The sequence below is a fragment of the Bacillus sp. FSL K6-6540 genome (assembly GCF_038007545.1).
The window spans coordinates 1,207,068-1,219,808 of sequence record NZ_JBBOXH010000001.1 but is presented as its reverse complement, the minus strand read 5'-3'; the positions used below and the strand labels follow the sequence as shown (position 1 = coordinate 1,219,808).

Annotated in this window: 10 protein-coding genes and 1 pseudogene; 2 read left to right on the top strand and 9 right to left on the bottom strand. The window is 46.0% G+C overall.

Annotated elements, in window-relative coordinates:
- Positions 1–13 precede the first annotated feature (13 nt).
- From MHH82_RS05265 to MHH82_RS05245, 5 genes and pseudogenes are all read right to left on the bottom strand, one after another.
- The gene (locus tag MHH82_RS05265; RefSeq protein WP_340963985.1) at positions 14–859 is read right to left on the bottom strand and encodes a carbohydrate ABC transporter permease; all 846 of its coding nucleotides are present in this window, start codon (positions 857–859) and stop codon (positions 14–16) included.
- Positions 856–1,809 (bottom strand): carbohydrate ABC transporter permease, encoded by a 954-nt coding sequence (locus MHH82_RS05260; protein ID WP_012819174.1) that lies wholly within the window; start codon positions 1,807–1,809, stop codon positions 856–858. Before MHH82_RS05260 ends, MHH82_RS05265 begins: the two co-directional genes overlap by 4 nt.
- A 285-nt stretch (positions 1,810–2,094) precedes the next feature.
- Positions 2,095–2,847 (bottom strand): superoxide dismutase family protein, encoded by a 753-nt coding sequence (locus MHH82_RS05255; RefSeq protein WP_340963983.1) that lies wholly within the window; start codon positions 2,845–2,847, stop codon positions 2,095–2,097.
- Between the two features lie 124 nt (positions 2,848–2,971).
- Complete coding sequence (locus MHH82_RS05250; RefSeq protein ID WP_340963981.1) at positions 2,972–3,412, bottom strand: hypothetical protein; 441 nt, start codon at positions 3,410–3,412, stop codon at positions 2,972–2,974.
- A gap of 30 nt (positions 3,413–3,442) precedes the next feature.
- Positions 3,443–4,294, bottom strand: a pseudogene (locus MHH82_RS05245) (hypothetical protein).
- 145 nt (positions 4,295–4,439) lie between these two features.
- Here MHH82_RS05245 and MHH82_RS05240 point away from each other — a divergent pair.
- Positions 4,440–4,976, top strand: a complete 537-nt coding sequence (locus tag MHH82_RS05240; RefSeq protein ID WP_340963979.1) for a hypothetical protein — start codon at positions 4,440–4,442, stop codon at positions 4,974–4,976.
- 493 nt (positions 4,977–5,469) lie between these two features.
- On the opposite strand, the gene MHH82_RS05235 is transcribed toward MHH82_RS05240, so the two are convergent.
- Positions 5,470–5,679 carry an SEFIR domain-containing protein gene (locus MHH82_RS05235; protein WP_340969823.1) on the bottom strand — a complete coding sequence of 70 codons (210 nt, stop codon included), beginning with the start codon at positions 5,677–5,679 and terminating at the stop codon, positions 5,470–5,472.
- A 274-nt stretch (positions 5,680–5,953) separates the two neighbouring features.
- Between MHH82_RS05235 and MHH82_RS05230 the strand changes: the two genes are divergently transcribed.
- A complete protein-coding gene (locus MHH82_RS05230; protein ID WP_009593410.1) occupies positions 5,954–7,075 on the top strand; it encodes a hypothetical protein in 1,122 nt (373 codons plus the stop codon).
- Positions 7,076–7,878: 803 nt separating this feature from the next.
- Here MHH82_RS05230 and MHH82_RS05225 read toward each other — a convergent pair.
- From MHH82_RS05225 to MHH82_RS05215, 3 genes are all read right to left on the bottom strand, one after another.
- A complete protein-coding gene (locus MHH82_RS05225; RefSeq protein ID WP_340969820.1) occupies positions 7,879–10,206 on the bottom strand; it encodes an ABC transporter permease in 2,328 nt (775 codons plus the stop codon).
- Positions 10,206–10,910, bottom strand: coding sequence for an ABC transporter ATP-binding protein (locus MHH82_RS05220; protein ID WP_012819165.1), 705 nt, complete (start codon positions 10,908–10,910; stop codon positions 10,206–10,208). Before MHH82_RS05220 ends, MHH82_RS05225 begins: the two co-directional genes overlap by 1 nt.
- Positions 10,911–11,184: 274 nt before the next feature.
- Complete coding sequence (locus MHH82_RS05215) at positions 11,185–12,363, bottom strand: DUF4317 domain-containing protein (RefSeq protein ID WP_036661840.1); 1,179 nt, start codon at positions 12,361–12,363, stop codon at positions 11,185–11,187.
- Between the last annotated feature and the right edge of the window lie 378 nt (positions 12,364–12,741).

The window sequence follows — 12,741 nt, the reverse complement described above, 5'->3', positions numbered from 1 at the left end:
GTAGGGCTAGCTACTACCCTTTTAGTCCTGTGGTAGCTACACCCTCCACAAAGTATTTCTGGGCAAATATAAACAGCAATGTAGCCGGTAGAATGGATACGAGAGACATCGCCAGCAATTGTCCCCATTCCGCGCCGCCTTGCGAATCGTTAATCATCCGTAAAGCCAAGCCAACCGTATATTTGTCGACGGAATTAATGTACAGGAGATGACCAAGGAAATCATCCCAGTTCCATAGGAAGCAGAAGATAATGACTGTCACGATGGAAGGCTTCATCAAGGGCATCACAATTCTCCAATAAATCCCGAACCAGCTGCATCCGTCGATCTTGGCCGATTCATCCAGCTCCCGCGGGATCCCGCGTATGAATTGAACGAGCAGGAAGACGAAGAAGGTTCCTCCCGCTCCTCCCGCTAATGCATGGGGCACGATAAACGGCAGGTAGGTGTTGACCCAACCAAATTGGTGGAACATCGCATATTGCGGAATGATGAGCACTTGGCCCGGCAGCATCAGCGTGAGCATGAGCAGCGAAAACAAGAAGCCTCGAAGCGGAAAGTCCAGCCTTGCAAATCCGAAGGCAACCAGCGTACAGGAAATCACCGTTACCATGATCACCGCAGTAATTAAATAGAACGTATTCAAATAGAAGTCGGTAAAGGTGAACCCCGGAACGGAATGCCATCCGTTGATGTAATTGGACCACTGCGGCACGGACGGGAAGATGGACGGGGAACTGAGCTCCTGGTTCGTTTTCAGCGAAGCGCCAATCCACCAAATGACCGGATAAACCATAATCAAGCTGAACATAATGAGGACCGAATGGCGGATCACGGGGTTCCATTTGCGTCTGGTCATTTTCCTTTCCCTCCTTGGCTCTCGGATTCGTAGAATACCCAGTATTTCGAAGTCAGGTTAATGATCACGGCGGCAGCCACAATCAAGATCAGCATGATCCAGGCCAAGGAAGAGGAATAGCCCAACTGATAGCGGCTGAATGCCCGTTCATACAGGTATAACGCATAGACATAGGTAGAGTTCATCGGCCCGCCGCCGGTGATAACGTAAGCAGGCGTAAACATCTGGAAGGAGTTAATGACCCCCATGATGAGATTGAAAAATAACGTGGGTGACAGCATCGGAAGCGTGATTTTGAAAAATTGCTTTAGCTTGCCCGCGCCATCCACCGCGGAGGCTTCATACAGATCATTCGGTATCTGCTTCAGGCCTGCGAGGAAAATCACCATCGATGAACCGAATTGCCATACCGACAAGCCAATGAGAGACCATAATGCGGTATCCGGGTTCGTGACCCAGCCCGTTCCGGGAATTCCGAAGAATCCAAGCACTTGGTTGAAGAAGCCGTCCACGCCGAAAATATTTTTCCATAACAGGGAAACCGCGATGCTCGCCCCGATCAAGGAAGGGAAATAAATGGCCGTTCGATAGACGGATATCCCGCGCACGGCCTTCTTCAGCAGGAGCGCAACCATCAGCGCGGCAATTAGCTTCAGCGGCACCGAGGCGAGTACATAATAAAACGTGAGCTTGAGCGATTGGGCAAATTTGTCGTCCGCCGTAATGATGCGCTCGTAATTGTCTAAGCCGACCCACTCGATCGGCTTCATGAGGGTGTAATTTGTGAAGGAATAGTACAGGGACAACAGCATCGGATAGGCTGTCAACGCCAGAAATCCGATCAGCCAAGGGGAAATAAACAGATAACCTGCAAGGGGAGAGTCCCAGCGCTTGCGAAATGGCTTTTTGCGAACAGGTATTTCGGATGCTAAAGATGTTGCTCGTTCCATGAATTCACTCTCCTTTTCCGTACCTTAAGTATAGAAGGAGAGCCGCCGGGAACTACATGAGACAATTGCTCAAAATCATTCAATATTTTCAGAATGTGTCGTCAGAAACGAATACGACCAAGAACCCCACCTCGTCGAAGCGAGTAATTCAATTGTACCTTGCGGCGTTAATTCTCCAGGTGCACTTGAACCAGCATAACTTAACAAAAAAACGCACCTCCCCGTGGAGATGCGTTTTTCACTGGATTTCATATGCTGCAAACCGGTGAACGGCAACTTGCCAGATTACTCCGGAATATTCCCGCCAGCCACGCGGTCGCCGGAATTGCCCGCCGGGTCGGTGACATTGTCATCCTCGCCGGCATGTATGATCAGCGAGCGCCCCAGCACCGAGTTCGGCTGGTTCTTTTCGAGCGTGCCATGCTGAATGATCGTCTCCACTTCCACGGTGCCGTCTGCGCCCACGACCAGGTTCGGCATGTCGCCGACATGGCTTCCTTGCGGATTCTCCAGGCCATGATGCTTGTGGGTTGGATTAAAATGCCCTCCGGCAGATTTAAAATCCGTTCCCTGAATCGCATTCTCATGCACATGGAACCCATGCTTGCCTGGAGTGAGGCCGGATGCGGTAATCTTCACCTTCACCCCGTCATGGATCTGCTCCAAGGTAGCGGAACCAACTGGCTCGCCCGCCGCATTGTACAGCTTGACTACAGGCTGCCCCAGGGATTCTTTCCTGGAAGCCTCGCCCCAGTACACGGGTTGGTTAACCGGATCTGAAACCATGCGAGCTGACACATCGCTGCTGCCGGTAGGAATCTTAGGATCCGAAGTCGCCGTCTCTTGTTCCGAAGATGGACCGTCAGCGGTGGCGTTGTCCTTGCCGTTAACGAAGTGGCTTATTTTAGACATCGTGTGTTGAATCGTATCTAAGGTTCCTTCGGGATTCGCAGCAGCGAACATAATCCCTATAATCAGCAGGGCTCCGGCAAGAAACGCTCCAGCCATATATTTTAACTTGTTGGTCAACTTTTTCACTTCATCGCCTCCTGAATGATGATATCATTCATCTCCCAATCCCCTGATTTTATACATCCAAATCGTTATTTTATGGGATATGAGGCATTCAGTGTCGGTCAAAGAGAGGGGCTCGATAACGGCTTTAACGCCCCTCTGGCAAAATAAGCTCTCTCATCCGATCGGTATGTTTGGCGGAAACCACATATACATCTTCTCCCCATTCCTTGAACCCGTAGCTGAACACACTTTCCTGACCCTCTTCCCCCAACCACAGCTTGATGGCATGAATCGGAGATTGCTGGGCATAGACGACCATTACATCGTAATCCGGATCCGTTCGTTTGGCATCATCCGGCTGCTTGCGAGCGGTACGGATCGCTTCCTCAAACGCTCTTACGTCTTTTGCTTCCTTAAAGGACAACAGTGTATCCCCATTCATCTCGTCCCATGTCTCGAACGCTGAAATCCGGATTTCGGCAACCTGTTCGTCCAGAAGCTGCATCGTCTCCCAACCGGGTTCCTTCTCGCAGCCTACCAATAGAGCCGTTATGTAGAGCATCGTGATCATGAATAAGCGCTTCATTAAACCGTCCTTCCTTATCTATGAAAAATATTATGGGATGATTCCATGCTGCTTCAGCTTGTCCATTAGCATGGTTCTGTACGTCTCTTGGTCATAAAGGGAGTTATTGATTAATTCCTTGTTCAGTCCGAGCTTGTCCAAGATCCTGTGCTCCAACTCGCGCCGGGCTTCCAATACTTGCAGAGTCCCTTCGACGCCTTCCAGACCGTGATGTTTGCCGTACCCCTGTCCAGTGTAGTAATGGGCAAACCCTGTAGACCATGCCTCCGGGCGTTCCCGGATGGCCTTGCGGAATGCGTATTCCAGGTCGTTCTGCTCAATGTAGAACAGGAGGGGATTTAGCGGAAGGGCCGCTTTTTCCAGCCCCAGCACGTAGTCCGTCACTTGATCTTCCGGCGCATCATGCTTCACCATGCCGACGGTCACCGGATTCTGAATGAAACAGCACTCAAAAATCGTGACGGTAGGCTCATGCAGCGCCTGCTCGGCAAATGCCTCCCACCGATCGGTGATGAGCCACCGGTTGATGTCCAGCGGGAGCTCGTAAATATCCTTTTCAGCCAACGAATGATAAAGGTCATCCGGAAAAGAAGCGCCTTATTCGTTCTTCAGCTTCTGGTAGGGCAAGAGGTTCCAGCTGCCTTTTTTGACAGCCCGTTCGATCCATATTTCTTTAAAAGGGCCTGCGACTTCCAGCAACTGCCCGAATTCCTCTTCCGTCAGACACGCGGTTCCCTCATAATCCGCCGGGTGGTCTGTATCCCCCTCCATCACCAGCCGGGCCTCAATGTTGTGCTCGGAAAGAATATCATGCAGCATACGGGACGTCGTCGACTTGCCGAACCCCGGCAGGCCCTCAACCATGATTAATTTCGTCTTCATTTCAAATCCCCTTCAAATCTCAAAAAATGTTTGCAGCTACATGTTATTCTGTGGGAGCCAGCGAATATCCTTTTCTCTATCTATTGATTAGTCCCAAATTAAGGTATGATAATGTTACTACTTATAGAGAGGTGTTCATACATAAATGAAGAAGACTTTAGCCCTTTTGTTGATGTTCGCTATCTTAATTCTCCCGTCACAGGCTTATGCCGCCCCACCCTCCATGAAAATGTCGATCTCCGAGGTTAATAAGATCTACTTTGAGGATTACAACAAGAGGTTAAAGGAGGTTAAGTCTGCTATACGGACATATAAAGCCCCTGTGTGCTCCGATGTAATCACTCTCACGAATCAATCCAAGCAGCTGACAACCAAGTACAACAACCTCAAGAAGTCCAAAGCCAGTAAGACGGAACTGAGTCAAATGAAGGCAACACTTGATAAGGCTAAGAAAAGTCTTAGTGAAGCAAAGAAAGTCTGCAATAAGGAAACAGCGGAAACGAAAAAAGAACTCAATGGACAAGTTAAAGAAATTTCTTTAGCCAAAACTTCCGGAGTCAAGCTTAATGTCGACTCTTACAATAAAGGAACAATTACCAGCTCAACGTTCGATAAGGAAATACGCAGTATCGTGAAGCTTGTAGACGATGTTTTCACATACATTCTAGAGGATCTTGAATAGAGCAAGCGGCAGGGTATACCCTGCCGTTTTTTTATTGAATATCGTTGAGCAAAACAAAAGGCCGTAGACATTACCATCTACAGCCTTTCCTTACACTAAACCTAAAACCCTACTCCAAACTACTAAACTCATTCATACGTGCAAGTTTTACAAGATCAGATTTAGGCCATCCGATTTCTCTCGATTTCACCCTGCAATATTTGCAGGAGCAATGAATCTTCCCCTTAGCAAACTCACCTGTAAACTTGGCATGCCAACCAAGCTGTTTAGCAAGCCTGCTCTTACGCTGGATCACTCTCCGTCGATGATGACGGTAATACGAACGAGTACGATTGTTGCCTTTGCTTTTCATTCCATCACGCCCCTTGGGATAAGGCCCAGCCTGCAAAGGAGCCAAGAGGGTTATGTCATCCTCTACAGGCCGAGCGTGATGAAACTGCTAAGTTGCACGAACACCATGGATCACCTCAACGCGATGTGATTTCAACCTGTATTACTTTCTTACCAACTCGCCATAATTTCCACATGCACCGTTTGCGGAAACCTCGTCATGAACCTGCTTCAAGATAGCGAAACCCACAAACTCGCTATATCCTTCCCTTAAATCCCATTTATCTAATTTAACATCAATTCCATCTACAGCTCTAAGCCTCTCCGCTAAACTATATACCCATTTCTCATGCTGGGGCGTTGTCCAATATATGATATAAAAACAGCGGGTGGTCTCTCATTAATTTTTGTATTCATTTGATCCCCCTCTATCTAGTTTTAAGTTTAGGGATAATTATACCATAAGGAATTCATAGAATTCATAGACTACTACTCAAAGAGAATTCAATTATCCGTTCACAACAACACTAAAAATGTTTGTATCTCACCCCTCTCTATTAGCCATAAACAAGAAGATCTTGCTAGTAACCAAAGTTCATATATGTTACTTTATACTTAACTACAATCCACTAATTCCGGAGGTAAATATGAAGAAAGCACTAATTTTCCCTATTATTCTATTAGCATCATTTTTTTCAATTTTAATTCCCAAAACAGAAGCTAATGCCGCTTCAAACGTTGTGCCAAACAATGCTTATATATCTGATGAAATTGCAGTTTTTTTAGATGGTGAAATTCTTGTAACACGCGAAAAATCCTATACTATCGATGGAATTAAAAATCATGGAACGTATGTTCCTGTAAAGATAATTTCTAAGTTTAAAGACATAACGATAAACTACGCCAAGCCAATAACAGTTAAATCAAAAAAAGGAACATATAAAATAAATAATAGTAACTCAGTTTTATTAGATGGGGTCACTTATATAAAACTAGATTACCTTTATAAGATAACAGGGTACTCTGGTAAACATGAATATGAGCCTAATACAATTTTCCTATGGAGCAATAATGAGGGTAAAGCTAAATCAGATAAATTAATCTCTCAGATAAAACAAGTAAAGAATGACAATCTAAAAACTTTCATGGGTAAAAAAGTGTACATATATGAGGGGGAACAAGTTGGGCGTGTAATCGAGATTCTTCCGTACAGTGGAAATAGTGTAGCGTTTAAGATATTGTTGAATAATGGAAAAGTGATTGAAGAAATAGTAATTGGCTCAGAGCCTGATTCCTTCTGTAGTTATTTCTTGTATGAAACAATCAACTACATCTACTCAGGAAAATATTATTGGGCAGATAAAAACTATCTACCCTCGTCTAATCCATTATTAAATATAGAGAAGGTTTATTTCAAATCTGTAAAGATGAAAGGAAAAACCCTTCTCGTTGAAGCGAAAAGATCAAGTGGAGCAGCTGTCACTTTTAAGCTACCCTTTTATGATGATCCTGGTATAGTGATTAGAAATGGGTTTTATACTGTTAACCCAAAAAGCATTTATCCTAAATGGAGCGATGCCACTTGGAATAGAATAGTACAGCAAAAAATTGCTATTGGTATGAATCAAGATCAGGTATTGTTATCATGGGGAAGACCAAATGATACATCTTCTTATTCAAGTAATACATTAACAATGGATCAATGGATATATGGTGATACTTATCTCCACTTCTATAACGGAATACTCGAATCATGGTCAGATTACTAATAGACAACAGGGCAGTTTATACACTGCTCTTTTTATATTTATCTCCTTATATTACCTCATATTTTTTCGATGATTCGCTTAAAGGTTGCAACTTTTTTTCGTGTTTATTGCGCTAATAATAAGAACTTTATAAAAAATCTTGGTGTGAAGATGGAAATGCTGTGGAATTTTTTTATACCATCCCCCGTACGCTGGATGCAGACGTTTGTCAAACTTTAGCGATTGTTCGTATACTACATTCTACATTTTAATCAATACACTGGTATATGTATATGAGACATAAAAAAGACAGTGTAGCTTCAAGCCACACCGCCAATTTACTCACTTTACTGTTTTTACATCCCTCTTCTCAATGACATGTCGTATACGTAACATGTCTAAGCCGTCTTGAAGATAATCCAATAACGGCATCTTAGCAAGCATACTGTATAGTCGATTAAATCCACTTTCAGGCCGACGACGGCCATTTTTTTGTTTCATCATTTGTTCTCCTATTTCCATTCTCGATTGAATTTTGCCATTGCATGCATGTCCCCTATTATAGATCAAGGTGCTGCAGCCCGTACACTTGGATTACCGGAAAAAGACAGCAAAAAGGCTGCCGAATGGGCAGCCTTTGAACTTGTCATCCATCGTGGGTTGATCCCCCCGCCCTTGCGGTACTTCAAACAGCGGGTTAGCGATCATCTCATGATGTGCCGCATGTTCTCAGCATGATACTCCACGTACGGCACCGTCAGCATCTGTATCGCGAGCAGTTACTCCTTCATATCGCTACTCTCTACTACTTGTGGAAATACCATTCACTCCACACCCTTCAACGATTCAATCATATGAATCCGCGTCACTTTTTTTCGAAGCATGAGGTTGGAGAGAAGGGTCAGTAAGAACGCCAGCACAACCGATGCCAGCATAATTACAAGGTTTAATTGATCCGGAATTTGCTGATGCGTACTCGAGAGCGCCTGGATGATAATCGAATAAACATAACCGCTGATCGGCAGGGCAACAATGACCGCAAAAGCGGTTAGCAGCATGTTTTCAGAGAAGATCAGCCGGTTGATTTTACGTTTGGGATAGCCTAATACCTTCAGGGTGGCAAGCTCACGGTTCCTTTCATAAATGTTGATGGAAGAGATCGTATAGATGGCACCGAAGGACAGAATCACGGCGCAGATGATAAACATGATGAAGATAAAACTGTTTTGCTTCAGCATATACTGCGCTGATTTCTTGAGGTCGTCCTTGTCTGCAATGGCCTCCACCTGCGGGTCTTGTTCAAAGAAACTCCGAACGCCCGCCAGATCGGCAGCGCTATGGACGCTCACTAACAGCGAGGATGGATCGTAGTCGATACCCAAGCTCTTCATATAGCCCGGTGTGCTGTAGAACGACGGATTCGAATACTGTGTGGAGATATCCAGAACCTTCATATCGACGATGGTTTGGTTAAGCTCCGGTGCGGTGATTTGAAGCTGGATCGTATCTCCTTCAGCAATATGATACTGATCCGCGTACGATTTCGGTACCAGCACGCCATGATCTTCTAACGATAGCCGATTGCCTTGTTCATCATAAAAGCGAATCAGCTCATTATCCTGCTCCGTTACCACGAGCGTAGCATTTTCTTTGTTTTCCCCTTGGATGAGTTCCACAGGGTAGTTGGACAACCCATAATGGTCTACAATGCCGGAGGGCAGTGCTGCCCTATCCGGGAACGATCCGATCGCATAATCGACTCGTAAATCATACGTATTTACCTCTTCGATCTGACCGGCTACCTTGAGCAGGGCCGTCTGCGTGCCGAAAGCCGTGATCAACAAAACCGTACTGACCACAACGCCAACGGAGCTCGCGAATGCTTTTTGTTTATTTAAGAAGATATTTCTTAGAATAATCTTGTTGCTGTAGGACAGCCGACTCCACATCCCTGGAATGTTCTCGATGAGCAGTCTTTTCATCTTCTTGGGCGGTTTCGGACGCATCGCCTGCGCAGCACGTTCTTGCAAGATCGCTCTGCCGCTGAAATAGCAGGACAGCATGCCAAACGCACTGGAGCAAATCATTGGAGGTAGGAGCGTAAAGAACGAAAGGGAGAACGTTAGGTCAGGTAGAGAGTAGGATCTTCCAATCGACGTTGTTATGAGTGGAATGAACAGGGCGGCGGCGATGGCATAGCCCAGGATGGAGCCGATGACGCCAGCCAGCACGGGGTAACCCATGTAATGCAGCATGATGCTTCTTTTTTTCACCCCTAATGCCTTCATAATGCCCACTTGATTTCGCTGGGAATCGATAATCCTTGACATGATCAGAAACAGGATCACCGCTTCAATCAAAAAAAGTACGATCGGGATCACCCTGCTCATCAGCTTATTATTATGAATCGTTTGCTGGGTCTGGGAATAGTTGAAGGTCCGTTCTTTGCTAACCTGGCTTATATAAGGGAGTGACTGGGAATGTGCTTCAATGGCCTGGCCTAACTGGTCCATGTCGTAACCGTCCTTGGCATCAACCAGGATCTCATTGTAGAACATGCCGCCTGCTATTTCAGGTATGGTCTCTTCGGGGATATAAGCGATTCCATAAGCTTGATGGTCCTGGGTTTCGTTCTTCTTGGCATGCTCCACATTCTCATTCAAGCCGCTGATCGTGAACGTCATGTCCTTGTCATTCACACGGAGGATGATGGAATCACCGATACGGTATTGATGCGCCTCGGCATAGTGGGAGTCCAACAGGATCTCATTCGGGTCGGCTGGCATCCTGCCCTCCATCATCCTGGATGTGTTGATTGTATTAGGTACGGAGATCGAGTGCACCGTTAAAGTAGCTTTATCATCTTCAAAAGCTTGTTCGGCCTGGACGGTATAACGCCCTTCGATATGTTGAATGCCATCAATGCTCCCTAAATCCTCGACATCTCCTGCGGAAATTTGACTGTAATAGACGTTCAAGTCGCTTAGATTATGTTCTTGAAAATACCCCTTCGTATAGCCGCTAAGATTGTCGCTCAAGGTGACCAGCCCCGTGTAGAAAAAAGCTCCCACCGCGATTACCAAAACAATGCCTATGAATTGTCCTACCGACTGTTTCATGTCCCTTAACAATTTTAACGCTAAAATCTTCATCACCACTCGATCCCTTCAACGCTTTGTTTGTGCTCATTGATCGTGATGCTCTCGATCTTCCCGCTCTTGACGCGGATCACTTTATCCGCCATCGGCGCGATGGCCGAGTTATGGGTGACCAGCACTACGCATGTCTTCGTTTCCTGGTTTAAATCTTGAAGCAGCTTTAAGACCGATTTCCCTGTCACATAATCCAAAGCTCCGGTGGGTTCGTCGCAGAGGAGAAGCGCGGGATTCTTGGCAACCGCTCTTGCGATCGCAACTCTTTGCTGTTCGCCGCCAGAGAGCTGGGAAGGGAAGTTCTTCAAACGATCCGTTAGTCCAACCTTATGTAAAATATCACGGGCATCCAAATGGTGCTTACATACCTCTGTCGCAAATTCCACGTTCTCCAGCGCATTCAAATTCGGAATCAGGTTATAGAATTGAAATACGAAGCCAACCTGCTCGCCGCGGTATTCGGTTAATCTCTTCTCGCTCCATCCCGTAATCTCTTGATCTCCAACAAACACTTGTCCCGAGGTAGCCGTATCCATCCCGCCGAGAATGTTCAAAATCGTGCTTTTCCCTGCCCCGCTGGCCCCTAGGATCACGACGAATTCCCCCTCTAAAATGGAGAAATCAACGCCCGCAAGGGCTTGAATCGTCACTTCGCCGATTGGATAGGCCTTGGTTACGTTTTTAAATTCGATTAACGTTGTCACTTCGTACATCTCCCCGTATTGGATTTTTCAGTTGGCCTTGATGCGTTTAATCTCATCATTACACCTTACGGTACAAGAGACACCCGACACGCGATGTATTCCATCATCAGCCTCAGGAAGGATTTCGCTTTAGCGACGGGCAAAGGGAATGCGATTACTGACTCCGGACGCAATTTTCCAAAGTGGGCAAGAAAAACAAAAAGACCGCCATCCAACTGTGGATAGCGGTCTGTTCCTGCGTACGATACCTGATCTTGTCTGAAATGGAACTGATTTAACTTAAAAGCGTCTCTGAAGCCAGCGTAAACCCTTCAATCGCGACATCTTCGTCGACTTCAATCATGATGCAGCGTTTACCTTGGAAATTCACCTGTTTAACATACCTTAAATCCTGCGGGCTCACCGAGATCGTAGCTACCTTGGTTTCGATCTTAATGGATTTGGTAGTATACTTCGGCATGACGCTGGTTGCTTTCATCTCATAGTTCTTGTTGTCTACGATGGTTTCGAATGCCCGCTCCACCTTCTCGGTTGTCACGTCCTCTACGCCGCTTGCGTTCAGTACGCGCTCCAGATCTTTATAATCCAGCTTCGGAGGTTCTTCCTCCTTCGTCTCTTCGTTAATTTCGATCACCCGGTTGATTTCCTCGTACACCTGGGCAATGGTGGCTGAATCGAGCTGTTCGCCGGCCACTTCCTTGACGATATCCTCGAAGATCGCTCGCTCTTCAAGTGCCGTCACGGATCTTTCTCCGTTCAAGACCTGCTCGACAAAATGCGGATCCGGAAAATTCGATTTTCCCGTACAATACAAAATACGATTCACATCGGAATAATTGTCCGTCACGCTAGGGTACAGGAATCCTTGCTCTGGCGCACTTAACTTGATAATCGGATCTACAATGACATTGTACTTGAACTCCCGCTCCACATAATCGAACAAGAGCGTCTTCCGTTGTTTCTCCGTAGAATTCATGCTGCATAAAATAAACGGATGGGCGAACACCTCGTTCTTCTCGCTCTCTTCCGCTTCATCGTTTCTCGCCTTGGTCGGCAAATAATACTGTCCCCGAACGAACGTGACCACCATATCCCGCTCATATTGGGCATCCTTCAGCATTCGATCCACCAGCATCAGCATCAAGTCCTGCCATTCTTCCGGATCACCCGACACGAGCGCTTGGTGAAGCATGACCTGCGCCGGTTCCTCCGCTGCTTCCTGAAACCTCAATTCGAACAATTTTTGATCCAGCTCGCCGGTCAGCAGTTTTTTGAAATTCCCCATGTATAACTCTTGCTTCTCCCGATCCACCAGCTCGAACGGCAGGCGCTCCCAATGATAGATTTCATTCGTTTCCTTCGTAATATAGACATTGAGAATATCGTAAATATTCATTAAATCGTGATCCAGCTTAAATTGCTTGCGTATATTGGCGACTTCTTTTTTGTTCATATCCGATTCGGCAGCTCCTTCAATATAATCTGGCTTAATTAGTATAAATTATTGGAACGTAAATTGGTAAGTGATCTTGGCTTGCATTGTCGTGCCTAGGTCCATTTCCCTGTGGCCCTGATCTTTTATTGTGGCATATTTAAATAACTGAGTCGAGGATATTCCTTGAAAAAACATCTGACTTCACCGTGTGTATTTTCCTTATCTCGGACCCACATCATCATGGAAAATATCAAAAAGAAGTCGGTTGATTCATCAGGGAAGTCATACTCTCGGAATAAAAAAATGGTGATACGGGTTCGTTCCGTATCACCATTTCATGTTACGCTGTTCGCACGCCGTTGCCGCCTAGCACCGATATACGAATGCTCACTGGCT